At 61.8% G+C, this 26,016-nt stretch carries 23 protein-coding genes and 2 pseudogenes; 9 read left to right on the top strand and 16 right to left on the bottom strand.

What is annotated here, in order from left to right:
• Nucleotides 1-12 precede the first annotated feature (12 nt).
• On the top strand, nucleotides 13-465 hold the full coding sequence (locus AC0L39_RS09040; RefSeq protein ID WP_473257272.1) for a universal stress protein: 453 nt from the start codon (nucleotides 13-15) through the stop codon (nucleotides 463-465).
• Nucleotides 466-470: 5 nt separating this feature from the next.
• Here AC0L39_RS09040 and AC0L39_RS09035 read toward each other — a convergent pair whose 3' ends face one another.
• The 10 genes and pseudogenes from AC0L39_RS09035 to radA all read right to left on the bottom strand — a co-directional run bounded on the left by AC0L39_RS09035 (nucleotide 471) and on the right by radA (nucleotide 11,413).
• Nucleotides 471-986: a peroxiredoxin-like family protein gene (locus tag AC0L39_RS09035; protein WP_473257270.1), complete on the bottom strand. Its 516-nt coding sequence runs from the start codon at nucleotides 984-986 to the stop codon at nucleotides 471-473.
• A gap of 54 nt (nucleotides 987-1,040) precedes the next feature.
• Nucleotides 1,041-3,314 carry a ribonuclease R gene (gene rnr / locus AC0L39_RS09030; protein ID WP_473257268.1) on the bottom strand — a complete coding sequence of 758 codons (2,274 nt, stop codon included), beginning with the start codon at nucleotides 3,312-3,314 and terminating at the stop codon, nucleotides 1,041-1,043.
• A 104-nt stretch (nucleotides 3,315-3,418) separates the two neighbouring features.
• The gene (locus AC0L39_RS09025) at nucleotides 3,419-4,015 is read right to left on the bottom strand and encodes a DUF805 domain-containing protein (RefSeq protein WP_473257267.1); all 597 of its coding nucleotides are present in this window, start codon (nucleotides 4,013-4,015) and stop codon (nucleotides 3,419-3,421) included.
• A 21-nt stretch (nucleotides 4,016-4,036) separates the two neighbouring features.
• Nucleotides 4,037-5,580 (bottom strand): annotated as a pseudogene (proS, locus tag AC0L39_RS09020) (proline--tRNA ligase).
• Nucleotides 5,581-5,642: 62 nt separating this feature from the next.
• Nucleotides 5,643-6,221, bottom strand: coding sequence for a polyhydroxyalkanoate synthesis repressor PhaR (gene phaR, locus AC0L39_RS09015; protein ID WP_473257265.1), 579 nt, complete (start codon nucleotides 6,219-6,221; stop codon nucleotides 5,643-5,645).
• Nucleotides 6,222-6,297: 76 nt separating this feature from the next.
• Complete coding sequence (gene alr, locus AC0L39_RS09010; RefSeq protein WP_473257263.1) at nucleotides 6,298-7,362, bottom strand: alanine racemase; 1,065 nt, start codon at nucleotides 7,360-7,362, stop codon at nucleotides 6,298-6,300.
• Entirely contained in the window at nucleotides 7,346-8,986 is a 1,641-nt protein-coding gene (locus tag AC0L39_RS09005) for an MFS transporter (protein WP_473257261.1), read from the bottom strand. The genes alr and AC0L39_RS09005 overlap by 17 nt, the downstream gene beginning before the upstream one ends.
• Before the next feature lie 53 nt (nucleotides 8,987-9,039).
• Entirely contained in the window at nucleotides 9,040-9,276 is a 237-nt protein-coding gene (locus tag AC0L39_RS09000; protein ID WP_473257259.1) for a hypothetical protein, read from the bottom strand.
• A 209-nt stretch (nucleotides 9,277-9,485) separates the two neighbouring features.
• Nucleotides 9,486-10,034: a CvpA family protein gene (locus tag AC0L39_RS08995; protein WP_473257258.1), complete on the bottom strand. Its 549-nt coding sequence runs from the start codon at nucleotides 10,032-10,034 to the stop codon at nucleotides 9,486-9,488.
• A gap of 11 nt (nucleotides 10,035-10,045) precedes the next feature.
• Complete coding sequence (radA, locus tag AC0L39_RS08990; RefSeq protein ID WP_473257256.1) at nucleotides 10,046-11,413, bottom strand: DNA repair protein RadA; 1,368 nt, start codon at nucleotides 11,411-11,413, stop codon at nucleotides 10,046-10,048.
• A 71-nt stretch (nucleotides 11,414-11,484) separates the two neighbouring features.
• On the opposite strand from radA, the pseudogene AC0L39_RS08985 reads away from it, so the two are divergent.
• Nucleotides 11,485-13,811 (top strand): annotated as a pseudogene (locus AC0L39_RS08985) (patatin-like protein).
• Here AC0L39_RS08985 and AC0L39_RS08980 read toward each other — a convergent pair.
• The 3 genes from AC0L39_RS08980 to dnaK all read right to left on the bottom strand — a co-directional run bounded on the left by AC0L39_RS08980 (nucleotide 13,812) and on the right by dnaK (nucleotide 17,935).
• Entirely contained in the window at nucleotides 13,812-14,705 is an 894-nt protein-coding gene (locus AC0L39_RS08980) for an MBL fold metallo-hydrolase (protein WP_473257254.1), read from the bottom strand.
• Nucleotides 14,706-14,776: 71 nt separating this feature from the next.
• The gene (gene dnaJ / locus AC0L39_RS08975; RefSeq protein WP_473257252.1) at nucleotides 14,777-15,928 is read right to left on the bottom strand and encodes a molecular chaperone DnaJ; all 1,152 of its coding nucleotides are present in this window, start codon (nucleotides 15,926-15,928) and stop codon (nucleotides 14,777-14,779) included.
• A 72-nt stretch (nucleotides 15,929-16,000) separates the two neighbouring features.
• The gene (gene dnaK, locus AC0L39_RS08970) at nucleotides 16,001-17,935 is read right to left on the bottom strand and encodes a molecular chaperone DnaK (RefSeq protein ID WP_473257250.1); all 1,935 of its coding nucleotides are present in this window, start codon (nucleotides 17,933-17,935) and stop codon (nucleotides 16,001-16,003) included.
• Nucleotides 17,936-18,111: 176 nt separating this feature from the next.
• Between dnaK and AC0L39_RS08965 the strand changes: the two genes are divergently transcribed.
• The 3 genes from AC0L39_RS08965 to AC0L39_RS08955 all read left to right on the top strand — a co-directional run bounded on the left by AC0L39_RS08965 (nucleotide 18,112) and on the right by AC0L39_RS08955 (nucleotide 19,947).
• The gene (locus tag AC0L39_RS08965; RefSeq protein WP_473257248.1) at nucleotides 18,112-18,651 is read left to right on the top strand and encodes a copper chaperone PCu(A)C; all 540 of its coding nucleotides are present in this window, start codon (nucleotides 18,112-18,114) and stop codon (nucleotides 18,649-18,651) included.
• Nucleotides 18,652-18,701: 50 nt separating this feature from the next.
• Nucleotides 18,702-19,175: a vgr related protein gene (locus AC0L39_RS08960; RefSeq protein ID WP_473257246.1), complete on the top strand. Its 474-nt coding sequence runs from the start codon at nucleotides 18,702-18,704 to the stop codon at nucleotides 19,173-19,175.
• Nucleotides 19,176-19,278: 103 nt separating this feature from the next.
• On the top strand, nucleotides 19,279-19,947 hold the full coding sequence (locus tag AC0L39_RS08955) for a crotonase/enoyl-CoA hydratase family protein (RefSeq protein WP_473257244.1): 669 nt from the start codon (nucleotides 19,279-19,281) through the stop codon (nucleotides 19,945-19,947).
• 2 nt (nucleotides 19,948-19,949) lie between these two features.
• Here the strand turns inward: AC0L39_RS08955 and grpE are convergent, their stop codons facing one another.
• Nucleotides 19,950-20,549: a nucleotide exchange factor GrpE gene (gene grpE, locus AC0L39_RS08950; RefSeq protein ID WP_473257242.1), complete on the bottom strand. Its 600-nt coding sequence runs from the start codon at nucleotides 20,547-20,549 to the stop codon at nucleotides 19,950-19,952.
• Between the two features lie 17 nt (nucleotides 20,550-20,566).
• Entirely contained in the window at nucleotides 20,567-21,622 is a 1,056-nt protein-coding gene (hrcA, locus tag AC0L39_RS08945) for a heat-inducible transcriptional repressor HrcA (RefSeq protein ID WP_473257240.1), read from the bottom strand.
• 108 nt (nucleotides 21,623-21,730) lie between these two features.
• Here hrcA and rph point away from each other — a divergent pair, with 108 nt between their 5' ends.
• Both rph and rdgB read left to right on the top strand, forming a co-directional pair.
• Nucleotides 21,731-22,444: a ribonuclease PH gene (rph, locus tag AC0L39_RS08940; RefSeq protein WP_473257239.1), complete on the top strand. Its 714-nt coding sequence runs from the start codon at nucleotides 21,731-21,733 to the stop codon at nucleotides 22,442-22,444.
• Nucleotides 22,441-23,070, top strand: coding sequence for an RdgB/HAM1 family non-canonical purine NTP pyrophosphatase (gene rdgB, locus AC0L39_RS08935; RefSeq protein WP_473257237.1), 630 nt, complete (start codon nucleotides 22,441-22,443; stop codon nucleotides 23,068-23,070). The genes rph and rdgB overlap by 4 nt, the downstream gene beginning before the upstream one ends.
• Here rdgB and AC0L39_RS08930 read toward each other — a convergent pair whose 3' ends face one another.
• A complete protein-coding gene (locus tag AC0L39_RS08930) occupies nucleotides 23,071-23,733 on the bottom strand; it encodes a CAP domain-containing protein (RefSeq protein ID WP_473257235.1) in 663 nt (220 codons plus the stop codon). It lies immediately after the preceding gene.
• 171 nt (nucleotides 23,734-23,904) lie between these two features.
• Between AC0L39_RS08930 and hemW the strand changes: the two genes are divergently transcribed.
• Both hemW and AC0L39_RS08920 read left to right on the top strand, forming a co-directional pair.
• Nucleotides 23,905-25,056 carry a radical SAM family heme chaperone HemW gene (gene hemW, locus AC0L39_RS08925; protein ID WP_473257232.1) on the top strand — a complete coding sequence of 384 codons (1,152 nt, stop codon included), beginning with the start codon at nucleotides 23,905-23,907 and terminating at the stop codon, nucleotides 25,054-25,056.
• Nucleotides 25,053-25,952, top strand: coding sequence for a tyrosine recombinase XerC (locus AC0L39_RS08920; protein ID WP_473257230.1), 900 nt, complete (start codon nucleotides 25,053-25,055; stop codon nucleotides 25,950-25,952). Before hemW ends, AC0L39_RS08920 begins: the two co-directional genes overlap by 4 nt.
• The last annotated feature ends 64 nt before the right edge of the window (nucleotides 25,953-26,016 follow it).

The following is a 26,016-nucleotide window of genomic DNA, read 5'->3' as shown; positions in this document are numbered from 1 at the left end:
GGGAGGGCAGCGATGCGCACGTTTCTGGTGGTAACAGACGATAGCGAGGAAGCACGGGCCGCGCTGCGATACGCGGCGCGGCGCGCGGTCGCGGTGGACGGCGCGGTGCATATCCTCGCGCTGGTGCGTCAGCAGAATGTGAGCGCGTTCGGAGCGGTGCAGGCGACGATCGAGCAGGAGGCGCGCGACCGGGCGGAGATGCTGGCGCACGGCGTCGCGGGCAACCTTCTGGCTGAAAGCGGCATCATGCCGACGATTTCAGTGAAGATCGGAAACGGCCAGAAGATCGTCAGCGAATTCCTCGAAGGGCACAAGGAAGTCGCCGCATTGATCCTTGGCGCGGCGAAGGGAAGCAATCCGGGACCTTTGGTGCTGCACTTTTCAGCGCATGCGGGCGAGCTCCCTTGCCCGCTCTACATTATCCCTGCCAATTACGACGAGACGAAGAGCGACCACGGGGTCTAGCGCCTTTATGTCAGCGTACCGCGCGTCGGGTAATCGTTGTTCATGACGTAATCGAGGCCTTGCAGCAGCTGATCGAGCGGCGGGCGGGTAAACGGCGCGTTCTGCACGCTGGCAAAATACAGCTCGCCATCGGGGCGGATCACGAACAGGCCGGGCTCGGAGAAGGTTTCGGGCTCGTCGCTATCGGGGCGCTTTTGCGAGATGTAGAGACCCCACTCGCGCGCGGTTTCCTCGCTCATGTCATAGGCGAGCGGAACATCGCCCGTGTCCCATTCCTCGTGCACGACCATCGCGCGGTCCTTTGCATCCATCGAGACGGCGACGACGTTGATCCCGCGCTGGGTGAATTCATCGAGCTTGCCGGCGAGCTCCTTCAGATAGCCCTTGCAGATCGGGCAATGCTTGCCCCGGTAGAACACGGCAAGCGTGAAGTTTTCGGGCGATTGCTTGGCAAGGTCGTACTGCGCATCGATGGTCAGCGGCAGGTCGAGGGCGGGAACTTTCTGTCCGGGCTTCAGCATGTTGGTCTCCTTTATAAACCTACGTTCGCTTAGCCCCGCCGTTCCGTTACAGCGCTATTTCCGCCGCCCCTGATGGCGGATATTGCCCTGCCGCCCGCGCTTTCCGCCCTGGTATTTGCCCTTCTTCGGACCACCGGGACCGCGCTTCCTCGCCTCGGGCCGCCGCCCGCGCGTCTCGATTGCGTTGCCGTCCGCATCGACCGGCACGAATTTGAGCGCACCGGTCAGCGCATTCGCCTCGGCCAGCTTGAGCTTGAGCCGGTCACCTGAGGAATAGGTTGTGCCCGATTTCTCACCGATGAGTGTCTGCGAGGCTTCGTCATGGCGGAAATACTCATCCCCAAGCGTTGAGATCGGCACAAGGCCGTCTCCGCCCAGCCCCACGATAGTTGCGAAGAAACCGAACCCCTGCACGCCCGTAATGCGCGTGTCGAAGGTCTCTCCGACTCGGCCCGATAGCCATGCTGCGACATAGCGATCGATCGTATCTCGTTCGGCCTCCATCGCGCGCCGCTCGGTCGTGCTGATCGCGTCGGCGATTTCCTGCAGGCTCGCGCGGTCCTTGTCGGAAAGGCCAGACGCCTCGGGAAGCCCGTTGGACGGCTTGGGCTGCTCCAACCTGTAGGCGTCGACCAACGCGCGGTGCACCAGCAGATCGGCATACCGCCGAATCGGCGAAGTGAAATGCGCGTATGATCCCAGCGCCAGACCGAAATGCCCGGCATTGGCGGGGCCGTAATAAGCCTGCGTCTGGCTGCGCAGCACCGCCTCCATCACCTGCGCTTTTTCGGATTCGTCGGTGACGTCCTTGAGCATCCGGTTGAAGAGGCCTGGTGTCACCACCTGACCCAGCGCCAGTTTCTTGCCCATTGTCGCCATATATTCGCGCAGCGCGACCAGTTTTTCCCGGCTCGGCGTTTCATGAACGCGGTAAACAACGGGAGAGGTTTTCGCCTCCAGCGCCTTGGCCGCAGCAACATTGGCGGCGATCATGAAATCCTCGACCACGCGGTGCGCATCAAGCCGTTCGCGCACCGCGATCTCGGTGATCTGACCTTCATCGTTGAGCATCACCCGGCGCTCTGGCAGGTCCAGCTCCAGCGGATCGCGCTTGGCTCGCGCATCGGCGAGCAATTTCCATGCGGCCCACAGATTCGCGAGATACTCGGGCGGATCGCCCTTATCGACCGCCGCCTGCGCGTCTTCGTAGGGAATGTTGTGATGGATACGGACAATGGCGCGGGTGAAGCGGAAGCCAGTGACATTACCACTCGCGTCGATCTTGATGTGGCAAGCCATCGCTGCGCGGTCTTCGTCTTCTCGCAAGGAGCACACGTCAGCGGACAGGATTTCCGGCAACATCGGCACGACACGGTCTGGGAAATAGACCGAGTTGCCGCGCTTCCTCGCTTCCTTGTCCAGCGCCGACCCGGGCCGGACGTAATAGGAAACATCGGCAATAGCGATCAGCGCGTCGAAGCCGCCCTGCTGATCCGGCTCGGCCCAGATCGCATCGTCATGGTCGCGCGCATCGGCGGGGTCGATGGCGACGATGGGCAGGTGGCGCAGATCCTCGCGCTTGTCCTCGGACAGCGGCAGTTCGGCCGCGCGCCGCGCCTCTTCATGGACGGCTTCGGGGAAGACATGCGGAATGCCGTGCTTGGCTATCGCGATCATGCTGAAGCTCTTGGGCGCGAGCGGGTCGCCTATCACCTCGACCACCTTCACGCCTGAACGTTCGCTCCGTCCCGTTCGCTCGGCGAGGACAAGCTGGCCTTCCTCCGCCTCGCCCACATCGCTGATCGGGGTGGATTGGCGGATACGTTTGTCCACCGGCGCGAGCCATGCCTTGCCACCGCCGTCGATCTCGACGACTCCGAGCAGGCCCTCGGTGCGCGCGGGAAGCTTCTTCATCGGATGCGCGATCCAACCACCGCCTTGCTCTTCGGAACGCTCTTCCGTGCGCGCCAGAACGCGGTCCCCGCGCTTGAGTGCAGGCGAACGCTTTCCGCCCTTCCCTTTCAATTCCTTCAATGTGATGCGCGGCGGTTTGCCCGGTGCATCGGGCGACCAATTGTCCGGTTCGGCAATCGGTTCGCCGTCCTCGATCGCAACGACGCGCAGCACGGTCACCTTGGGCACGCCGCCCATGCGGTGATACGCGGTCTTCTTGCCGTCGATAAGGCCCTCTTCAGCCATGTCCTTGAGCAATTTCTTGAGCGCGATTTTCTCCTGCCCCTTTAGGCCAAAGGCTTTCGCGATTTCACGCTTGCCTGCGGGCGTGTCGGAGGACTGGATGAATTCGAGGACTTGCGCCTTGCTCGGCATGCCTTGCGGTACCGCTGGCTTGGACGCTTGTGGTGTTGTTTGGCCATGGATGCCGCCTATGGACGAGTGGCCTCCCGCTGTCACCTTGCAGCTTGGCCAAAGTCTCAATGGCTTACGGGGGCGCCGCCATATCCGTTGGGGCCGTCTTGGGATTTGAGTACCCCGAAACCGATCACGACGAGGTACCCGATCCAGCCAATAATGCTGAGCGGCGCAATTTCCGCCTGTATCGCCAGCGAGTTCATCCCCATGTCAGGCCCGGCTTCGGCCATCCCGTTTTCTAACGCTGCCAATATGTCTTCCATGACGATAAAACTGTAGGTCATGGCGAACAGCTGCGTTGCAATCGGGATGAGTGCGATCAAGCCGGTAAAGCCTGCATCATGCAGCCGACGAACAAATGCCGCCGCCATCAGGCCGATCATCACGATCCCGATGACTGCGGAGATCCACATCTGCGTCTCGATATAGCCGGTCATACCCGCCATCATGTCAGCCGCAAAAGCCGCTTCATCCACGCCGCTGGATGCGGCTTCGAAGGATTTGGACATGACGCTGACCATCATCGGCACCGATAGCGCGAGGCCAATTGCGTATTGCACCACCACGAGGAACAGGACGTAGAACCAGAACGTCTGCCGCCCATCGCGTCCGGAAAAATCGGTCAGATGCGACAGGTTGTATTTGATTGCGCTCAGCATATTGCCCCCCCTGTTCGCTGCCTAATAAGCGCGCGCGATGAGTATGCGCTCACTCGCCGGATCGCCGGTGAAGATGCAGGATCCGTCCGCGGGCTCGCTTTCGCGCGGGACATTGCGGATGGTCAGCTTTTCGCCTTTTAGCTTTTCCACCACCTGTTCAAGCGCATTGCCGGTCGGCTTCGCCCACTGGACTTCGACCCAGCCCGGATACTTGCCGTTCGACTTGTAGAAGTTCACAACCTCGTCCCAATCGGTCACGCCGCGCGTGATATTGGCATCGCGGCGGTCGCGCGCTTCGACAAACAGGCTCTTTTGGATATCTTCGAGCAGCTCGCCGATGCCCGAGACGAATTCGTCGCGCAGAGGGAATTGCGTGGCAAGCTTGCCGCTCTGTGGGTTCCACAAAGCATCGCGGCGAATTGCAGCAACCTTGCCGTTTTCCATATCGCGCGGCCCGACTTCGAGAATGACCGGAGCGCCCTTGCGTACCCAGTCCCAGCGCTTGGCCGAGGCTTTACCCGGCGTCTTGTCGAGGTGCACGCGCACAGGCTCGCCAAGCGCGCTGTGCGCTGCAAGTCCGGCGCGCAGTTCTTCGCAATAGGCCAGCAGTGCATCGTCCTCAGGCTTGTCGCGCAGCATCGGCAAGATGACGACCTGATGCGGTGCAACGCGCGGGGCACGCGCAGCCCGTCGTCGTCGCCATGCGTCATCACGAGCCCACCGATAAGGCGAGTCGATGTGCCCCAGCTGGTCGTGTGGCAATGCTGCTGCGCGCCTTCGCGGTCCTGGTACTGAATGCTCGCCGCCTTGGCGAAATTGGTGCCCAGATAGTGCGATGTCCCGGCCTGAAGCGCCTTGCCATCCTGCATCATCGCCTCGATCGACCATGTTTCATCCGCACCCGGAAAGCGCTCGTTTTCAGGCTTTTCGCCTGCGATTACAGGCACGGCGAGGTCTTCTTCGACGCAGGCCCGATACATCTCGAGCGCGCGGTGCGTTTCCTCCAGCGCATCTTCCCGCGTGGCGTGGGCCGTATGCCCTTCCTGCCATAGGAACTCGCTGGTGCGCAGGAACATCCGTGTGCGCATTTCCCAGCGCACGACATTGCCCCACTGGTTGAGCATGAGCGGCAGGTCGCGCCATGACTGAATCCACCGGCTCATCGCATCGCCGATAATCGTTTCGGAGGTGGGGCGCACCACGAGCGGCTCTTCCAGCTTGGCTTCGGGATCGGGGATCAGCCCGCCCTTCCCGTCCGCGATCAGGCGGTGATGCGTGACGACCGCCATTTCCTTTGCAAAACCTTCGACATGCGCGGCCTCGCGTTCGAAATTGGCGAGCGGGATGAAAATCGGGAAGTAAGTGTTCTGGACGCCCGCCGCTTTGATCCGGTCATCCATCAGGCGCTGGACACGCTCCCAGATGCCGTAGCCCCAAGGCTTGATCACCATGCACCCGCGCACCCCGGATTCCTCGGCGAGGTCGGCGGCGCTGATGACTTCCTGATACCATTTCGCGAAGTCGTCTTCGCGCTTCACGTTGAGGGCGTGACGGATGTTGGACACGTGCGGTTGTTATCCTGCTGTAATGGAGAAGCGCCGGTGCGCTGCTGGCCCGGGCCTATGCCCTATTTGCTGAGTTCGTCGAGCTTCTTTTGCATCGCCGCCATCTGCTCGCGCATGGCCGAGATTTCGTCCTGCGACGCGGCGGGCTGGCTTTCGGTGGGCGGCGCGCGCTTGGTCGCAGATTTCTTCTGACCCGGAATGAAGGTCTCTGCCGCGGCGCGCATCATCGCCATGTTGGTTTCATGGATCGCCGCGAGCGGGCTTGCCGACATGCCCTTTTCAAACGCTTCGCGGATCTTTGACTGGTTCTGGCGGAAATTCGTCATGCTCGCTTCGAGGTAGGACGGCATCAGCGTCTGCATCGAATTGCCATACATGCCGATCAGCTGGCGCAGAAAACTGACCGGGAGCATCTGCTCTCCGCTCGCCTCTTCGTCCATGATGATCTGGGTCAGGATCTGGTGCGTAATATCATCGCCGCTCTTCGCATCGATCACCTGGAAATCGACATTCTCGCGTACCATCTTCGCCAGATCCTCCAGCGTGATGTAGCTGGACGAGCTGGTGTTGTAGAGACGCCGGTTGGCGTATTTCTTGATGGTGATGCTGTCACCCGCTTCGGCGCTTTTTTTCTTGGCCATGTGGTCCTGTGTCGATCCCTGTGTGAAATTATGCATCCCATATTAGCACCTGCACAATGTGCAGTGCAATATAGAGTTAGTTGCCGCGCAAACGCTGTCCCAAAACGGTAAGCAATTCATATTGAGAAACAGAGCTTTGCCGCGCAGCATCGGGTAAGTCGAACGGCACTTCGAGCCAGTCGCCCTCGCCCAGTTCGGGTGCGGATGCGAGATCGACGACGATCATGTCCATCGAAACCTTGCCCAGCAGCGGAAGCGCCCGCTCGCCGTGCTTCAGCGCAAAGCCGGGTCCGCGCGCGCGCAGGAAGCCGTCGGCATAGCCGAGCGAGACCGTGCCGACCCGCATGTCGGCGCTTGTCGTGAACTCGCAATTGTAGCCGACACTGTCGCCCGGACCGATGCGGCGCACTTGGATGATCGCTGCCTCGATATACGCGACCTGCCGGATTGTCCCTGCAAGCTCTTGCCGCGGGACACCCCCATACAGCGCGAGGCCTGGGCGCGTCACGTCCAAAGCGAAATCCTCTCCCAGCGCAATGCCCGCACTGTTGGACAGGCTCAGCCCGCGATGCTGCACCTTCCGGGTAGCGTCGCGGAAGGCCGCCAGCTGGCGCGCATTCATATTGCCATCCTCATCAGCCGCAGCGAGATGCGACATCAGCAGGTCGATATCGAGCGACTGGACAACTTCATGCACAAGCTCATCGAGCGACACGCCGAGCCGGTTGATCCCGGTATCGATCATCAGGTGACACAGCCCGCCGCCAGCATCGATCCAACGCCGCGCTTGGGCGACCGAATTGATTACCGGACGCACACCGACCGCAATCGCGTACGCGGCTTCTTCGGCGTTGATCGGACCATGCAGCACGGCGATCTGATGCGCCTCGACATGGTTGAGCACGGGGGGAACTTCGCTCCAATGGGCCACGAAGAAGTGTGCGCACCCCGCATCGCGCAGAACCGGCACGCAGATGTCCACGCCCAGTCCATAGCAATTCGCCTTGACCGCTGCACCTGCGCTCGCCTTGCCCGACATTGCATCGAGCGCGCGCCAGTTATGCGCCAGCGCCTCTGTATCGATCCGCAAACGGTGAGTGGGCGGCGGAACGTTGATCGCGGCCTCAGCTGGCGACTTCATCGGCAAAATCTCGCGGCGGACCGTCAGGTAGCCCCCACCATGCGACTAGAATTCCGAAGGCAACCACTCCCCACGTATACCAAAGACCCGAATAGATATCGCCCGTACTCGCCACGATCACGCCTGCGATCAGTGGCAGGAACCCGCCGAGATAGCCCGCCCCAATGTGATACGGGATCGACATGGAGGAATAGCGGATGCGCGGCGGAAACATCTCCGAAAGCAGCGCCGCGACCGATCCATAGGTCAGCGCCGACAACATACCGAGACCGAGCAGGATTGCGATAATCCCGATAACGTTCGCCGTGCTCGGCTGCTGTTTGGAAAAGTCATATCCATATGCGCTCAGCGCAGCGCGGATGCCTTCGGTGCGCGCTGCGCCGCTTTCAAACCACGCCGGGTCAAGAGCAACCGCCTCGCTGCCCGCAGCCAGCGCCAAATCGCCGCCTTCGATCAGCGTGTAGGACACGCCCGAGGCGGTCAGCGTCTCAAGCACTTTGCCGCAATCGGTCTGCTCGCGGTCGAACAGGTCGGCGAACGGATCGGTAACGCATTCAGGCCCGCTGACCGTGATCGGCGTCCGCTCGGCTACATCGGCAAGACCCGGATTTGCAAGATTGCCAAGCCCCCAGAACGCCGGGAACAGCAGAAACAGGGTTGCAACCGCGCCGATGATGATCGGCTTCTTTCGCCCGACTTTGTCCGACCATTTGCCTATGACGAGGTAGAAACTCATCGAAATGAGGCCAGCGATCAGCAGGATCAGTTCCACGGTCAGGTCAGAGACATGCATCGGCCCGCGCAGGAAGCTCATTCCGGAAAAGAACGCTGTGTACCAGATCGTCGTCAGGATACCGGTCACACCGAACAGGGCGACGAAGATACGCTTCTTGTTGCCGGGATAGGTAAAGCTTTCGACGAACGGATTGCCTGCAATCTGTCCCTCTGCCTTCATCGCCTGAAAGACCGGGCTTTCGGACAGCATCAGACGCATCCACAGCGAGATGACGAGCAGCAGGATCGACAGCAGGAACGGCACGCGCCAACCCCAGCTTACAAAGTCGTCTTCCGGGATCAGGAAGCGGCAGGCCAGGACGACGATGATCGACAGCACGAAACCGCCCGCAACGCTGGCTTGAATGAAGCTTGTGTAGAAACCGCGTTTTTCGGGCGGGGCATGCTCTGCGACATAGATTGCAGCGCCGCCATATTCGCCGCCCAGCGCAAGGCCCTGTATCACCCGCAGAAGTATCACGATGATCGGCGCGGCTATTCCGATGGTTTCGACCGTCGGGATGAAGCCAACCCCAGCGGTCGCGATACCCATGAGTGTGACTGTGACGAGGAAGGTGTATTTGCGCCCAAGCTTGTCGCCAAGGAATCCGAAAAGGATCGCTCCGATCGGGCGGAAGGCAAAGCCGACGGCGAATGTGGACCAGACCAGCAGCAGGCCAAGCGTGTCGTTATCGACATCGTAGAACGCATCCTTGAGGATGTAGGCAAGCGTTCCGTAGATGAAGAAATCGTACCACTCGAAAATCGTGCCCGCGCTCGATGCGCCGATGACGAGACGAATTTCCTTGTCGGTCGGTTCGCGCGCGGCCAGTGCCTGTGCTTCTGCCATATTCCCCAAAACCCCTTGCGCCCGTGTTTTCCAGGCCGGTCAGGCCGATAGCCCTAGCCGCTGGGCTGCGCGCTGCAAAGCGCCTCCAGCACCGCCTTCCACGGCAACAGGAGCGCGCCGTGCCGGCCAGTGTGCGGCTGCGCTGGCGCGAGAGCATCGAAACCCGGCCAGTCGGGCAGCTCCCCCTCCCCTGCAAGCCAGCGTTCGATCTGAGCGATCATCGCTTCGATATCGCTCGCGCCTTTCGCTTCGTACCGAGCGGGCGAGGATAGCTGCAGAGCTTTGGCCAACGGCGCAGGCGGAAACCTGCATCCCGATACGTGTGATGGCGCCGTCGTCGCCGGCGGCGACGGCGACCAGGATCGACGATCCGCATGTGCGCGAGCGCCCTTCTGCTTTGAGGGGAAGCGCCGGATCAAGCGGGTACTCCGCTAGCGAAGCGGAGAGTGCAAGCAATTGGGGGGTGTATAGTTTCGTAGCGGTCTGATCTGCCACCGGGCTATTCACCCGAATTGTCTGCTTCTGCTGCTTCCGCCGCTTCCGCTTCGCCGCGCAGACGCGCCCGGCGTTCCGCGATCATCTGGACCATTTCGCGGGAGAACGTGTCGACTGCGGGATAGGTGCGCGCGGTCGTGATCCATGTCGGACGGCCTTGGTATCCCCACACTGAATCGAACCCGATCGCCACAATGGAAAACGCGAAAACCACTATCAGGACGCCTTTCACCGCGCCGAATCCGAACCCAAGCACCCGGTCGATCGGGCCAAGGATGGAATTGCGGGATGCCTCCCCAACATTGTTCGCGATGACGCGCATGGCGGCGTAGGGAATGAGCAGCAACAGCGCAAAGGCAAGGATCGGTGTCGTCTGCTCGGTATCGTAGAGATTGCGTAGGGCATCGGTTAGCGGCCCGTGCAGATAATATACCGCGAACGCGGCCAGGATCCACGCCGCAAGTGACAGAACTTCCTGTACAAGGCCCCTGATGAACCCGCCGATTGCTGCAAAGCCGACGAGCAAAAGCACGATTATGTCGAACAAACTCATGGCGGCGTGGATTATTCGCTGCCCATCACCTGGTCAACGAGGTTCGCGAGTTGTCCCAATCCTCGATATTCGAGCGCCGACGAACCGGTCTTGGCATCGGACGGGCCGTAGCCGCGCGTAAAACCCAGTTTCGCCGCTTCCTTCAGCCTCAGATCGGAATGCGCCACGGGGCGAATTTCGCCGGCCAGCGAAACCTCTCCGAACCACGCCGCCTTGTCCGGTAGCGGCTTGTCGGCGAGCGCCGATATCAACGCCGCTGCCACCGCGAGGTCGGCAGCGGGGTCGGCCAAGCGGTATCCGCCTGCGATGTTGAGATAAACCTCCGCCGAGCTGAAATTCAGCCCGCAGCGCGATTCGAGCACCGCCAGCAGCATTGCGAGCCTGCCATTGTCCCACCCCACAACCGCGCGGCGCGGAGTCGCGCCCGATTGCAGCCGCACGATCAGCGCCTGTATCTCGACCAGCACCGGGCGCGTCCCTTCAAGCGCCGGGAACACCGCGCTGCCCGCAAGCGGCTGATCGCGCCCCGATAGAAACAGCATTGACGGGTTCGAGACTTCCTCCAGCCCCTCGCTCACCATCGAGAACACGCCAATCTCATCGACCGCGCCAAAGCGGTTCTTAAGCGCGCGCAGGATGCGATACTGGTGGCTGCGCTCCCCCTCGAAGCTCATCACCACATCGACCATGTGTTCCAGCACACGCGGGCCAGCGATGTTGCCATCCTTGGTCACATGTCCGACGAGGAAAAGCGCGGTGCCATTTTCCTTGGCGTAACGGATCAATTCGAGCGCGCAGCCGCGCACCTGGCTAACCGTGCCGGGGGCACCCTCGATCGTGTCCGAATGCATTGTCTGGATCGAATCGATAACCAGCAGGGCCGGCGGAGTGCCATTGCCGAGCGTCGTGAGAATATCTCGCACCGAGGTTTCGGAGGCGAGACGGATCGGCGCGTCGGCCACTCCCAGCCTTGTCGCACGGAGCCGGACTTGCCCCGCAGCCTCTTCGCCGCTGACATAGACCACATCGTTGCCGCCGCGCGCGATGGTTGCCGCCGTCTGGAGCAGCAAGGTCGATTTGCCGATACCCGGATCGCCGCCCATAAGCACAGCAGATCCCGGAACGAGCCCTCCACCAAGCGCGCGGTCGAATTCGGCAAGGCCGGTCGACTTGCGCACCGGCAATTCGGTCTGCCGGTTCAGCGGGACAAATTCGATCCCCCGCCCGCCGCGCGATAGATCATGCTTCTGCGAAAAAACCGTCGCTGGCGCATCCTCGACCAGCGTGTTCCATTCTGCACAATCGGGACACTGCCCCTGCCAGCGCGGCGAGACACTGCCGCAGGACTGACACACAAACCGCTTCTTGCTCTTCGCCATGACCCGCCATTATCCGGAACATTTGCGGAACGCAATTGCAAAGCCGCGCTATCCCCGGCACAGAACATTTCATGCGCCAAAAGGAATTGCGACTGGCTTTAGTGTGTTACGGCGGGGTCAGCCTCGCAGTGTACATGCACGGCGTCACCAAGGAGGTCTGGCACCTCGCGCGGGCAAGCCGGTGTTATCACGCGAACGAGGACAGCGCGCTCACCGGCGTTGCGCGCGTCTACCGCGACTTCATCGCCCGGGTAGAGCGGGAGCACGGCCTGCGGCTTCGGGTTTTACCGGACATCCTCACCGGCGCCAGCGCGGGAGGCATCAACGCGATATTCCTCGCGCAGGCGCTGCATTCGGGCCGATCGCTCGAGCCGCTGACCGATCTCTGGCTCGAGAATGCCGATGTCAGCGAGCTGACCGATCCCGACGCCGAGCCGATGTGGCGCTTTGCCAAGTTCTGGGCGCAGCCTATCGCCGACTGGTTCCTGAAGCGTCCCGGCAACGCCGTCAGCGAAAGCGTCTCGCCGGAAACACGCGCCGAAGTGCGCCACAAGGTGTCGCGGCTGGTGCGCGGGCGCTGGTTCAACCCGCCGTTTTCGGGCGACCGCTTTTCTGCGATGCTGTTCGAAGCGTTCGAGAGTATGGAGGCGACCGAGGACGGCCCGCCGCTGCTGCCCGACGGTCACCCTGTCGACCTGTTTGTCACGGCCACCGATTTCCGCGGTCATGCCGAAATGCTGCGCCTCAATTCGCCCCCTATCGTCGAGGAGACCGAGCACCGGATGCCGATCGCATTTCGGTCAAAGGTGTCGAGCAGCGGCGAGGAGCAGCTTGCCGATCCGCTCGAGCTCGTCCTTGCAGCTCGGGCGACGGCGAGCTTTCCGGGAGCTTTCCCCCGCTGACACTCGCGGAGATTGACCGGCTGGCCGACCTCGAAGGGCATTACTGGGCATCGCGCGGCACATTCCTCAACCGCATCATGCCGGTGCATGTCCGTGATGGCACGGTCGAGAATGTCGCGCTGATCGATGGTGCGGTGCTGGTCAATGCGCCGTTCGCCGCTGCACTCGAGGCGCTCGGCGGGCGAACCTCGCAGCGCGAAGTCGACCGGCGGTTCGTCTATATCGAGCCGCGCCCGGACCGCACCAGTTCCGTTGGCGACCAGCTCGACAGGCCTATCGGGTTCTTCGGAGCGATTTTCGGATCGCTGTCCACGATCCCGCGCGAACAGCCGATCCGCGACGACCTCGAACGTATCGAGCAGCAATCGCGCGATGCCGAGCGGCTGAGCCGGATAGTTCGGGGGCTGAGACCCGAAATCGACCGAGCGGTCGAAAAACTGTTCGACCGCACATTTTTCCTGGATAGTCCGACGCCAAAGCGGCTGGGCAACTGGCGCGCGAAAGCACAGCAGGCCGCTGCCGAGCGCGCAGGTTACGCCTTTGGCTCTTACGCGCAGACCAAGTTCACCGGTATCATCGACCGACTTGCCGAACTTACCCATGCCTCGGCGCCGGAGCTGACGCTTGCGGACAGCAGCCTCATCGCCGAAGTGCTGAGGCGCGAGCTGGCGGCGCGCGGGATCGAGACGCTGACCGACGAAGCTGGCGGTGCCACGCCGGAGACGATCATCTTCTTCCGCGCGCACGACATCGGGTTCCGCATCCGTCGGCTGCAATTGCTCGCCCGGCGGCTGTCACGCGACTGGGAGATCGATCCGGCGATTTCGGACGATGCGCTCGATCTGGCCCGCGCAAAAATCTACGACATTCTCGGCCTGTATATGCGCGCCGATGACAGCGCGATGGTGTGCGACGAGTTCAAGGAGCTGGCGCGGCATGTGCTCGAGGATCCTGGCGCAGTGCTTGATTATCTCGCATCGCGGCGCCTCCTGCCCGAGACCGACATCCAGGCCGAGACCATGCTTGCAGAGGCGCTTGAGGCGATGCCGAAGAACCTCAAACGGCGGATGCTGCTGACCTATCTCGGCTTCCCGTTCTACGACGTTGCCACGCTGCCATTGGTGCAGAGCGACCAGCTGGCGGAATACAATCCGGTAAAGATCGACCGGATCTCGCCCGACGACGCGCGCTCCATACGTGAAGGCGGGACGCAAGAGACGCTGCGGGGTATCGAGTTCTACAATTTCGGCGCGTTCTTCAGCCGCGCCTACCGCGAGAACGATTACCTGTGGGGCCGCCTGCACGGCGCAGAACGGATGATCGACTTCATCGCCTCCACCGTCGAAGGCGGCCTGCCCGAGCTCGCGATACGCAGCGTCAAGCGCGCCGCGTTCCTTGCCATTCTGGACGAGGAAGACAGCGCAAAAAGATGCCAGAGCGGATTGATCGAGACGATCCGTGCAGAAGTGATCGAGAAGCTCGGAGATGGCTACTAATCAGGCCTCGATGCTGTTCCAGATAGCCGTGACAAAGGCATCTGCGCTGATGAAGCCGCCCTCGCCGCGGTCGATATCCGCAAGCGGTTGAGCCGCAACAGCCTGCTCAAGCGTCATCCCGCCTTCGTGCAGCGCCTCGACCCGGGAGACCGCTTCGCCGATCATAGCGCGGTAGGCGACCAGTTCGGCCTTGTTCGACATCGGACCGTGCCCCGGAATGACCTTGGTTTCGCTATCTGTCATCGAGATGACGAGGTCGAGCGATTGCATGGCGTTGTAGACATTGCCGCCTGAATTGAGGTCAATGAAGGGGTATCCGGGGATCTTGAAATAGAGATCACCCATGTGGACTATGTTTTTCTCTTCCCAGATCACGACGCTATCACCGTCAGTGTGGCCGCCGCCGAGAAACATCAGGTTGATCGTGTCGCCGTTCAGGTGGAAACGCATCCCCTGGCCGTAAGTGACGACCGGCAGCGCTTCCTTTGCAGCGGGCGGCGTAGTGTTGCCTGCTGCGGTGCCCCCTTCAGCCATGCGGACGCGGACATTGTCATGGGCAAAGATGGTCGCGCCGGTCTTTCCGAAATGCTCGTTCCCGCCTGTATGATCGAAATGCCAGTGCGTGTTGACGACATATTTCACCGGCGTTGCTCCCAACGCCGCGACCGCCGCTTCGATCTTTTCGGAGAGCGGGGCAAACTGGTCGTCGATCATCACCGTAGCGTCTTCGCCGTGGCTGATCCCGATATTGCCGCCCGCGCCGAACAGAACCGCGACACCCGGAGCGATTTCTTCCGAGGTGACCTCGACATTGTCGAAATTGCGCTGGGCGATGGTCGGCGATGCGACCAGCATTGCAGCGGAAGCGAGCGATAGGGCAGCAATACGGTTCATGGCAGGGTCTCCTCTTCGGAAAAAGAGGCCTAACCTGCCATCAAACGCATGTCGAGCGGGCGCGGGCTCGCCTAGGTGCCGAACGCGTCCTTGATCTTGCTGAAAAAGCCCTTGCTTTCCGGACACTCATCGCCAGTTTCGGTTTCCCGGAACTGCTCGAGTATCTCCTTCTGCTTGCGGCTCAGCTTGGTCGGGGTTTCGACCTTGATTTCCACCACGAGATCGCCGCGTCCGCGTCCTTGCAGGACCGGCATGCCCGCGCCCCGCACGCGCAATTGCTTACCCGATTGAATGCCGACCGGAATATCGACTTCGTTGGTCGATCCGTCGAGATCAGGGATTGTCACGCTGCCGCCAAGGGCCGCAGTCGTGAAGCTCACCGGAATGCGCGCGGCGAGAGTCGTGCCCTCGCGTTCGAAAACCGAGTGATCCTTGACGTGGATGAAGATGTAGAGGTCACCCGGAGGGGCTCCGCGCTGCCCGGCCTCGCCCTTGCCGGAGAGGCGGATGCGTGTTCCTGTATCGACGCCGGCCGGAATCTCGACTTCGAGTGATTGCGCGCGGTCAACCCGCCCTTCCCCTCGGCAATCGCCGCAAGGGTCTTCGATAACAGCGCCGCGCCCGCCGCAAGTCGGGCATGGCCGCTCGACGACGAACAGGCCCTGCTTTGCGCGCACCGCACCCTGGCCGTGGCACAGATTGCACTGACGTTCACCCGTTCCCGGTGACGCGCCCGAGCCGTCGCAGGTCTCACAGCTCTGTGAGACTTCGATTTCGATCTCGGTCGATTTGCCGTGAAATGCCTCTTCGAGGGTGACCTGCATGTCATAGCGCAGGTCCGCGCCGCGGCGCTGTTGTTGCCGGGCAGAAGCGGCTCCACCAAAAGCGCTGCCGAAAATGGTTTCGAAAATATCGCCGATGTCGGCGAAATCGCCTTGGCCGCCCCGGCCTCCGCCAAACCCGCCTCCACTGCCGCCGCCATTCATGCCTTGCGTGAAGGCTTCATGTCCGAACCTGTCATAGGCTGCGCGCTTCTGCGGGTCTTTCAGACATTCATAAGCCTCGTTGCAGGCCTTGAACTTGGCTTCCGCCTCCGCATCGCCCGGATTGCGGTCCGGGTGATACTTCATCGCGAGCTTGCGATAGGCGCTTTTCAGCACCGACCCATCTGCATCGCGCGACACGTCGAGGGTCTGATAATAATCGAGTTGGGTAGCTGCCATCGGTTGTCGTCCCAAAGCTAATCACCACCGGCACATGGTGCGCCGGTGGTGATTGCCGTTTTCATGAGGACATCAGCCCTTTTTGTCTTCGTCGACCTCGGAGAATTCGGCGTCGACGACATCTTCGTCTGCCGCTTCTTCGGCTGCGGTCTCAGCGCCCGCTTCACCACCTTCAGGGGCGGCATTGGCCTGCTCCTGTTCGTAGATCTGCTGGCCCATCTTCATCGCTGCCTGCGTGAGAGCTTCGGCCTTGGCGTTGATCTCAGCTCCGTCTTGGCCCTCGAGTGCGGTCTTGGTCGCGGCAAGCGCTTCCTCGACTTCGCTCTTGATCCCGGCGTCGACCTTGTCGCCGTGCTCTTCAAGCTGCTTCTCGGTCGCATGGACAAGACTGTCGGCCTGATTGCGAGCCTCGGCCGCCTCGCGGCGCTTCTTGTCTTCGTCCGCGAACTTCTCGGCATCCTGAACCATCTGGTCGATGTCGCTATCCGACAATCCGCCCGAGGCCTGAATCTTGATTGTCTGTTCCTTGCCGGTGCCCTTGTCCTTGGCAGCGACCGACACGATGCCGTTGGCGTCGATGTCGAACGTAACCTCGATCTGCGGGACGCCGCGCGGAGCCGGTGGAATGCCGACGAGGTCGAAATTGCCAAGCAGCTTATTGTCGACCGCCATCTCGCGCTCGCCCTGGAAAACCTTGATCGTCACCGCGTTCTGATTGTCTTCGGCGGTCGAGTAAGTCTGGGTCTTCTTGGTCGGGATCGTCGTGTTGCGATCGATCATGCGGGTAAAGACACCGCCCAGCGTTTCGATACCCAGCGAAAGCGGGGTCACATCGAGCAGCAGCACGTCTTTAACGTCGCCCTGAAGCACACCCGCCTGAATGGCCGCGCCCATTGCTACGACTTCATCGGGGTTCACGCCGGTATGCGGCTTGGCTTCGAAGAACTTCTCGACCACTTCGCGCACGCGCGGCATGCGAGTCATGCCGCCAACCAGGATCACCTCGTCGATCTCGTCCTTGCTCACCCCGGCATCGGCCAAGGCCTTCTTGCATGGTTCAAGCGTGCGGTCGATCAGCTTGCCAACCAGCTTTTCGAGGTCAGCGCGGCTGAGAGTTTCGACAAGGTGCAGCGGGGTGGATGATCCACCTTCCATGCGAGCGGTGATGAAGGGCAGGTTTACTTCGGTCGTGGCCGAGCTCGAAAGCTCAATCTTCGCCTTTTCGGCTGCTTCCTTGAGGCGCTGAAGAGCGAGCTTGTCGGTCTTCAGGTCCATATTCTCTTTTTTCTGGAACTGCTCGGCGAGGTAATCGACAATCGCGTTGTCGAAGTCTTCACCGCCGAGGAAAGTGTCGCCATTGGTCGACTTCACCTCGAACACGCCGTCACCGATCTCGAGGATCGAGACGTCGAACGTACCGCCGCCAAGGTCGTAAACGGCGATGGTCTTGCCGTCTTCCTTGTCCATTCCATACGCGAGTGCGGCAGCGGTTGGCTCGTTGATGATGCGAAGCACTTCAAGGCCTGCGATCTGGCCGGCATCCTTGGTTGCCTGGCGCTGCGCGTCATTGAAGTAGGCCGGCACGGTGATGACCGCCTGCTCGACCGTCTCGCCAAGGTAGCTCTCGGCGGTTTCCTTCATCTTTTGCAGAATGAAGGCTGAAATCTGGCTGGGCGAATATTCTTCGCCGCCTGCTTCGACCCATGCATCGCCGTTCTTGCCCTTGACGATGTCGTAAGGGACGAGATCCATGTCCTTCTTGGTCAGGGGATCGTTGAACGGACGGCCGATAAGGCGCTTGATCGCAAACAGCGTGTTGTCAGGATTGGTGACCGCCTGGCGCTTGGCCGGCTGGCCGATCAGTCGCTCGCCATCCTTGGTGAACGCGACGATCGAAGGCGTCGTGCGTGCGCCTTCGGAATTTTCGATAACCTTTGGTTTTCCGCCATCCATCACTGCAACGCAGGAGTTGGTGGTGCCGAGGTCGATACCGATTACTTTACCCATTATTTCCCCATCCTATCATGGTCGTTGGACACCGCCTTCGCGCGCTTCCCCTGTGGAGGATCCTTCGGGCGAAACGCTTCGGCGGCTCGAATATGAGGCGGATATAGGTGCGGTTTTGCTTGGCACAAGGGAACGCTCGCACTAGTTTTCATCCCATCCAAGGAGGGGACACATACGTGAACACAGCAAATAAAACGGGGCGCTCGATGAAGACAATCGCTGTTGCTGCTGCGCTATGCAGCACAATAATGCTGGGGGCATGCGGAGGCGAGCCTGAAGCACCGGTCGAGGTCGAAGGCCAAGTTCCGGGCATGAGCGTGAACAATGCTCGCATGATTCTGGGCGCGGTTGAGGGTAATCCCGCGGCGGTCTATTTCGACCTTGTTTACGAGGGCGACCGGGGCCTCACCATCCGCAGGGCCGACGTAGCACAGGCAGACAGCGCCACCTTGCACGATTACGGCGAGTACGATTTCAAGGTGCAGATGATGGAGGCGCTGCCAATCGCTATCACCAATGGATCGGAAATCAGCTTCGAGCCCGGCGGCCTGCATGTGATGGCGTTCGAGCCATCCGCCGATCTGGAACCCGGCGACATGGCCGAGGTTACATTGACCGTATCGGGCGGCGGCACGCACACATTCGAAGCCGAGGTACTGCCGGCGGGCGACGAACGCGGCCTGCCTGCGGAAGAGGAAGCCGGGGAAGAAAGCTGAATCACGGGGCGCTACCGGATACTGACAACGATACGCTGCCCGCCTGTCCGGTGGGCGGCGAACGTCACCTGACGCCGGGCGAGGTCACCCTCGCCCGGACCGTCTATGGCGATGCGATTGATTACGGCGCGGTCAAACTCAGGCGCCGCAAGTTCTTTCCGTTCCAGCCCAAGCGCGTTACGATGGCACCTCGCGGTCATGTGCATTTCCACCCGGACGGCACCGCCTATTGCGACGACTTCTCGACGGTAAACCTTGCGCGGCAGGGCCTGCTGATTCACGAACTCACCCATGTTTGGCAGACGCAGACCCGCGGTGGCTGGTACCTCATCCTCAATCGCCACCCTTTTTGCCGTTACGACTACAGCCTGAAGCCCGGCCAGCCATTCAGCGCCTACGGGATCGAGCAGCAGGCCGAGATTGTGAAGCACGCATTCTGGCTGAGGCACGGGGCCAAGGTAGCCGGGATCGCGGACAAGTCAGCCTATGACGTCCTAGTGCGCTTCGATGGCGCAACTTTATAGCCGGCCTGCCGTAGCGCGCCGTAACGGTATGCATAAAATTGCCATTGGAGCAGCCGCTTCGGCTCGATAAGGCCCCCTCAAACACACTTGACGGGAGCCGGACATGATCAATCACGAAATGCAAAATGGCGCACACATCATCACGCTGGATGATGGCAAGGTGAATGCGCTGAACAAGGAAAAGCTCGACGCACTGGTTACATCGCTGGCCGAATGTGCGGTCGATCAGGCGCCGGTCGCGATCCGCGGGCGGCAGGGCATCTTCTCCGCCGGGTTCGACCTCAAGGGGTTCGCGGCAGGGCCAGACGTGGCGACCGCCCAGTTACAAGCGGGCAAGGACGCCATTCTCGCCATCCTGCGCCACCCTGCCCCGGTCGTAACGGTATGCGAAGGCCACGCCTATCCGATGGGCGCGTTCCTGATGCTGGCAGCAGACAAGGCAATCGGGACCGATGGCGATTTCGTCACCGGAATGAACGAAAGCGCGATCGGCATGGCCCTGCCGATCTATCCCATGATCCTAGGCGCAGCGCGCCTTAGCCCGCATGGCCGCAAAGCCGTCGCGACGTCCGAAATGTTCGCTCCCAAGGCGGCCCGCGAGGTCGGTTATTTCGATGTGGTAGTGTCGCCCGATCAGGTGCAAGCGACGCTGGAAGCGGAACTTGCGCACTTGAAAGGGCTCAACCCAGGCGCCTTCAACTCGAACAAGTCAGCCATGAACCGCCAGCTGATCGACGATATCGAGGCGAGCCCGCTACCAGACTTCGGGTGAAGTCACTCCGGCTTCTTGGCCACGCCCACCATCGCAGGGCGCAGCAGACGGTCCTTGATCATCCAGCCCGACTGCATTTCCTGCACGATAGTGCCCGGCTCTTTATCAGCGTCCGGAATTTCCATCATCGCCTGATGCTGATTAGGATCGAGCGGCAGGCCCACCGCTGCAATGCGCTCGATGCCGTGCTGCTTGAAGACCTTTTCAAGCTCGCGTTGGGTTGCTTCGAGGCCGACGACAAGACCCTTCATTTTCTCGTCCTCGCGCAAGGAACCGGGGATCGCATCGATCGCGCGTGAAAGGTTATCCGCCACGCTCAAAATATCGCGGGCAAAGCCTGTGGCGGCGTAGTTACGTGCGTCTTGAATGTCCTTTTCCGCGCGGCGGCGCACGTTCTGCGTGTCGGCCTTCGCGTAGAGCACTTCCTGCTTGGCCTCGTCGAGATCGCGGCGCAGCGCTTCGAGCGCTTCGGAGAGGTCGGTATCGCCCTCCGGTGCCTCGAGCTCCTCATCATCGGTAAGGAACTCTTCGGGCACGCCCTTCAGCTCGGCTTTTACGTCTTCATTCGCCGCATCATCCTGCGGCTTGTCATTGTCCATCATGTGCTTTGATTTTCCATTCAAACGATGAGCTTGTCCAGTGAGCGGCCAAGCGATCTTGCAGTCAGGTCAACCATGGGGACGACCCGCGCGTAATTCAACCGCGTTGGCCCGATCACGCCAAGGACTCCCACGACGCGGCCCTCTCGATCGCGGTAGGGAGATGCGATGACTGAGGAGCCGGAAAGGCCGAACAGGCGGTTCTCACTGCCTATGAAAATGCGCGTCGCATCGGCCTCCCGCGCGCTCTCCAGCAGGCTGGCGACCGATTGTTTGTCCTCCAGGTCGTCGAGCAGCGAGCGCACCCGGTCGATATCGTCGAGTGCATTTTCGTCAAGGAGGTTCGCCGCACCGCGCACGATCAAGACGGGGCGCGCATCGGCATCCTCGCTCCACACGGCCAGCCCTCGCTCCACGAGGTCGCGGCTGGCGTCATCAAGCTGGGTCTTGCCTGTTTTGATCTCGGCCGTCATGGCCTGCGCCGCCTCTGCGAGAGTGCGTCCGGAAAGCCGCGCGGTGATGTAATTGCTCGCAGCATCAAGCGCGCTGGTGCTGAGCGCGCCGCCGAGGTCCATTACGCGGTTCTCGACCCCGCCATCTTCGCCCACCAGCACGGCGAGCGCCCGGCCCTGCCCAAGATCGACGAGGTTGAACTGCGCGAGTTTCTGCTCGCGTGTCGGCACCATCACCATGCCCGCCGCACCGGACAGGTCGGAAAGCAGCGCGCTGGTCTTTTGCAAAGCCTGCTCCACCGGTCCGCTCTCCGACAGGCGCGCTTCGATCTGTGCGCGTTCTTCGTGGGTCGGCTCTGCGACGCGCATCATCCCGTCGACGAAAATGCGCAGCCCCGCATCGGTCGGCATTCGCCCCGCACTGGTATGCGGCGCAGCGAGCAGACCAAGGCTTTCGAGTTCAGCCAGCACCGAACGGATCGATGCCGGCGACAGGCTGAGCGTACCATCCGCCGCCAATGTCTTCGACCCGACCGGCTGGCCGCTATCGATATATCCCTCCACCACACGGCGAAAGATTTCGCGCGCTCGTTCGGTCATCTCGGTGATCGGTGGTGAGGCCATATTCCTACGTTTAGCGCACAGCGCGCATTCGCCAAGCCTTGCCGCGCGCCAACTTCCCCGCCACACCGCGCGGCAAGAGACGAATCGAACCCATTCAGGAGCTTTCCCATGCGCCCATCAGGACGCGCGCCAGACGAAATGCGCGCCATTACCATCGAAACCGGCTTCACCAAACATGCCGAAGGATCGTGCCTCATCAGCTTTGGCGACACCCGCGTGCTGTGCACCGCCAGCGTCGAAGAACGCATCCCGCCATGGCTGCGCGGCAAGGGAGAAGGCTGGGTCACCGGCGAATACTCGATGCTTCCGCGCTCAACGCACACTCGCAGCAGCCGTGAGGCGGCGCGAGGCAAACAGAGCGGTCGGACGCAGGAAATCCAGCGCCTGATCGGGCGCAGCCTCCGTGCAGTGGTCGATCTCAAGAAGCTTGGCGAGCGCCAGATCACGCTCGATTGCGACGTGATCCAGGCCGATGGCGGCACGCGCACTGCCTCGATTTCCGGCGCGTGGATCGCACTTCGCCTCGCGGTCAGCGGCCTGATGGAGAGCGGCGCGATCAAGGACGATCCGATCACCGGCCAGGTCGCGGCGATTTCGTGCGGAATTTTCGACGGAACTCCCGTGCTCGACCTCGACTATCCCGAGGATTCCTCCGCTGAGGCCGACGCCAATTTCGTCCTGATCGAAGGCGGTCAGATCGCAGAGGTTCAGGCCACCGCCGAGGGCGCCACATACGACGAAGAGGGCCTTCTGCGCCTCCTGCGCCTCGCCAAGATCGGCTGCGACGGAATCTTCGCCAAACAGCTGGAAGCGGTAAAATGACACGGAGACTGGGCGGCGGGTCGCTCGTCATTGCGACCCACAATTCAGGCAAGCTGAAGGAAATATCGGCGCTACTCGAACCCTACGGGATGAAATGCATCTCGGCAGGGTCGCTCGGCCTGCCGGAGCCGCTCGAAACCGGCAAGACATTCGTGGACAATGCGCTGATCAAGGCGCGCGCCGCCGCCGAGGCATCGGGCCTCGCCGCGCTCGCAGATGATAGCGGCCTCAGCGTCGAGGCACTCGGCGGCAGGCCTGGCGTATACACCGCCGACTGGGCCGAGCGGCAATGGTTCGAGGGCGATCCGGGCCGCGACTGGTACATGGCGATGGGCAAGGTCGAAGGGATGCTGCAGGAACGCGGCTCCGATACAGACCGTTCGGCTGCTTTTCACTGCGTCCTTGCAGTCGCATGGCCTGACGGTGAACACGTGGTCTACGAAGGAAAGTGCCCGGGCTCGCTGACATGGCCTCCGCGCGGAGAAATGGGCTTTGGATACGATCCCGTATTCGTACCGAAAGACAGCGAGCAGACCTTTGCCGAGATCGACCCATCCGAGAAGCATGCCATCAGCCACCGCGCCGATGCCTTCGCCAAACTGGTTGCGGACCAGTTCAGCGGCTGATCAATAGGCATACTGGCCGACTATGTTTCCTTGCGGAGAATAGCGGCAAACCAGGTAATCGCGCCCGCCTCCGGTCGCAATCCCGCAACCGAGCTTGTCGGTGTCTCGCCAGATGATCTGGGTGTAATGTCCCACATCCTGCCACCGCCCCGTGCTGCTCACATAGGGGAAGCTGGCGTGGGTGTAGTACTGTTTCTCATTGATCCAGCCCGCTGCCATCTCCTCGAAACCGAACGCATTGGCAGTGCCCGCCCACAGGTTTTCGCCCTGCCCCTGCCGCGAGCTTTTCGGGCTGTGCTGGAATTGACCAGTCGCAGCCAGTTCCTGTGCATATTGCAGCGCTTGCCTGCTCAGGTCATCATCGAGCACCAGATCGGGCGTTCCGACCTCGCGCCTCGCCGCGTTGTGATCGCGCAGCATCACTGCAAGCATCTGGTCCTGCCTGCTCGATGCAGTGCTCGTCGTCGGTGACGGAGACGGCGTTGGCGACGGCGCAGGAGTAGGAGACGGACTGGGTGTGGGTGTCGGGGTTGGCGCAGGGGACGCCGCAGCCACGGCGCCGCCAGGCACGGGGGAGCCCTCGCCGCCGCAGCCGACCAGAGCCATGGCGAACGAAACGGCGAGCACGCTTGATGAGCGCAACAATTCACGGCCAGTTATCATGGATTTGCAGTCGACCCTTTATGTCTAAGGTCAGCTGAACCAACATGCTTAAGCGGGCTTAGTCAAAACCACTCGGCGCGATTGCAGAACCGCCGGTACCCGGCACGTTCCGCGATTGCGCCAAATTGACCGATTGGCTTTTTGCTGTCCACATCGCATAGGATCGGGTCCGTGGCTCGAGCGCTCTACATCCACTGGCCCTTCTGCGCGAAGAAATGCCCTTATTGCGACTTCAACTCGCATGTGCGCGAGCGTGTGGATACGGCTGCGTGGCAAGCAGCCTTGCTCACCGACATGCACGCCGAGGCCGATGCGGCAGGTGGAGAAACGCTCACCTCGATCTTTTTCGGCGGCGGCACGCCTTCGCTGATGCCGCCTGCTGTGGTCGATACTCTGCTTGGCGCGGCGCAGGACCTGTGGGGTTTCGACCCCGCTATCGAGATCACGCTAGAGGCCAACCCCTCCTCGGTAGAGGCTGCCAATTTTGCGGACCTCGCGGCGGCAGGCATCAACCGCGTGTCGCTTGGTGTGCAATCACTTGATGACGAGGCGCTCCAATGGCTTGGCCGCCTCCACGGTGCAGAAGAGGCTGTGGCAGCGCTGGGGACAGCTCAGGAGCATTTCAAGCGCGTCAGTTTCGACCTGATTTATGCCCTCCCCGGACAGACCGCAGTGCATTGGCGCACGCAGCTTGAGCGGGCACTGGGTTTTGGGACATCGCATCTATCGCTTTACCAGCTGACGATCGAACCGGGCACGCGCTTCGCCACCGATGTGCGCTGCGGGATCTTCACGCCGCTTGATGACGACGAAGCTGCCGAACTCTTCGCGTTGACTCAGGAACTGACTGAGGCGGCTGGACTGCCCGCTTACGAAACCAGCAATCATGCCCGCCCCGGTGAGGAAAGCCGCCACAACCTTACCTACTGGCGATATCAGGATTATGCCGGGATCGGACCGGGCGCACACGGGCGGCGCGGAGGATTTGCGACAACCCGGCACAAGAAGCCCGAGAATTTTCTCAGCGCCGTCGCCGAGCGCGGCCACGGTATTGCCGAACAGCGCATTCTTGGCGCCCCCGAACAGGCCGCAGAGGCGCTGCTGATGGGGCTGAGGCTGCGAGAAGGTGTGGATGTCGCAGCGCTGGAGGCTCGTTTTGGCATCCCGCGCAGCGACCTGATCGTGCCGGAAAAGATCGCTCAATACACCGAACTCGGCTTGCTCTGGCAGGACGGCGCGCGTCTTGGCGTAGGCGCTGAAGGTAGGCCCCTGCTGGATGGGTTGCTGGCCGAGATCGTCGCCGATGCGCTGGTCGAGGCATGAGCCGCGCAGAGCTTCTTGCAGCATGGCGGTCGCACCTCACAGACAGCCTGCGCCGATCCCCCCATACCGTGCGCGCCTATTGTTCGGCGGCGCAGAGAGTGGTCGATTTACGCGGCCTGTCGAGCTTCGCAGAGGTCGCCGCGCTAGAGGCCCATGATCTGCGCGCGCATCTCGCATCCCGCCGCGCCGAGGGACTCGCCAATTCCAGCGCCGCGCGTGAGCTTTCCGCGCTCAAATCCTTCATCGCCTTTGCGCGCAGCGAGAGCGGCGATCCCGATCCTGCGCCTCCGCGCGTGCGCGGACCGAGGCTCAAGAAAGGTCTGCCCCGCCCCGTCACGCCCGACGAAGCGGTCAACATCGCCGACCTGATCGACGGGACTGCAAGCGAAGACTGGATCGGCGCGCGCGACCGCGCGGTGCTGCTGCTGATGTACGGCTCAGGCCTGCGGATCGCCGAAGCCCTGTCGCTTGAGGGTCGCGATGCCCCGCTCGGCGAGACCTTGCAGGTCACCGGCAAGGGCGGAAAGCAGCGGCTCGTCCCGGTCCTGCCCATCACGCGCGATGCGGTGGCCGCCTACACCAATGCATGCCCCTACCCGCTCTCGGCCAAGGAGCCCCTGTTCCGCGGAGCCAAGGGTGGCCCGCTTTCACAAGGCATGGTGCAGAAGGCGATGGCGCGAGCGCGGCGCGCGCTGGGTCTGCCCGACACTGCGACGCCACATGCTCTCAGGCATTCCTTCGCGACGCACTTGCTGGGAGCAGGAGCGGATTTGCGGAGTTTGCAGGAACTGCTGGGGCACGCTTCGCTGGGTTCGACGCAGATCTATACCAAGGTCGATGCGGCGAGCCTGCTGGAGACATATCGCGGCGCGCATCCTCGGGCGAAGAAAGGGTGAGGTTGCTCATGGGGCAATTAATGGACCTCTGCCACGTTGATCGCATAGTCGAAGGCCGAGTCTA

Source organism: Erythrobacter sp. K21-9, assembly GCF_055808355.1.
This window is presented reverse-complemented; position numbering and strand designations above follow the sequence as displayed.

What these genes read in the sequence shown, in the direction of transcription:
- rdgB (WP_473257237.1), top strand. Translation starts at nt 22,441, where the DNA reads ATGACACGGAGACTGGGCGGCGGGTCGCTCGTCATTGCGACCCACAAT.
- AC0L39_RS09040 (WP_473257272.1), top strand. Translation starts at nt 13, where the DNA reads ATGCGCACGTTTCTGGTGGTAACAGACGATAGCGAGGAAGCACGGGCC.
- dnaJ (WP_473257252.1), bottom strand. Translation starts at nt 15,928, where the DNA reads ATGGCAGCTACCCAACTCGATTATTATCAGACCCTCGACGTGTCGCGC.
- AC0L39_RS08930 (WP_473257235.1), bottom strand. Translation starts at nt 23,733, where the DNA reads ATGATAACTGGCCGTGAATTGTTGCGCTCATCAAGCGTGCTCGCCGTT.
- AC0L39_RS09035 (WP_473257270.1), bottom strand. Translation starts at nt 986, where the DNA reads ATGCTGAAGCCCGGACAGAAAGTTCCCGCCCTCGACCTGCCGCTGACC.
- AC0L39_RS08955 (WP_473257244.1), top strand. Translation starts at nt 19,279, where the DNA reads ATGATCAATCACGAAATGCAAAATGGCGCACACATCATCACGCTGGAT.
- rnr (WP_473257268.1), bottom strand. Translation starts at nt 3,314, where the DNA reads ATGCCGAGCAAGGCGCAAGTCCTCGAATTCATCCAGTCCTCCGACACG.
- rph (WP_473257239.1), top strand. Translation starts at nt 21,731, where the DNA reads ATGCGCCCATCAGGACGCGCGCCAGACGAAATGCGCGCCATTACCATC.
- phaR (WP_473257265.1), bottom strand. Translation starts at nt 6,221, where the DNA reads ATGGCCAAGAAAAAAAGCGCCGAAGCGGGTGACAGCATCACCATCAAG.
- hrcA (WP_473257240.1), bottom strand. Translation starts at nt 21,622, where the DNA reads ATGGCCTCACCACCGATCACCGAGATGACCGAACGAGCGCGCGAAATC.
- dnaK (WP_473257250.1), bottom strand. Translation starts at nt 17,935, where the DNA reads ATGGGTAAAGTAATCGGTATCGACCTCGGCACCACCAACTCCTGCGTT.
- radA (WP_473257256.1), bottom strand. Translation starts at nt 11,413, where the DNA reads ATGGCGAAGAGCAAGAAGCGGTTTGTGTGTCAGTCCTGCGGCAGTGTC.
- AC0L39_RS09005 (WP_473257261.1), bottom strand. Translation starts at nt 8,986, where the DNA reads ATGGCAGAAGCACAGGCACTGGCCGCGCGCGAACCGACCGACAAGGAA.
- AC0L39_RS09025 (WP_473257267.1), bottom strand. Translation starts at nt 4,015, where the DNA reads ATGCTGAGCGCAATCAAATACAACCTGTCGCATCTGACCGATTTTTCC.
- AC0L39_RS08980 (WP_473257254.1), bottom strand. Translation starts at nt 14,705, where the DNA reads ATGAACCGTATTGCTGCCCTATCGCTCGCTTCCGCTGCAATGCTGGTC.
- AC0L39_RS08920 (WP_473257230.1), top strand. Translation starts at nt 25,053, where the DNA reads ATGAGCCGCGCAGAGCTTCTTGCAGCATGGCGGTCGCACCTCACAGAC.
- AC0L39_RS08995 (WP_473257258.1), bottom strand. Translation starts at nt 10,034, where the DNA reads ATGAGTTTGTTCGACATAATCGTGCTTTTGCTCGTCGGCTTTGCAGCA.
- grpE (WP_473257242.1), bottom strand. Translation starts at nt 20,549, where the DNA reads ATGATGGACAATGACAAGCCGCAGGATGATGCGGCGAATGAAGACGTA.
- alr (WP_473257263.1), bottom strand. Translation starts at nt 7,362, where the DNA reads ATGAAGTCGCCAGCTGAGGCCGCGATCAACGTTCCGCCGCCCACTCAC.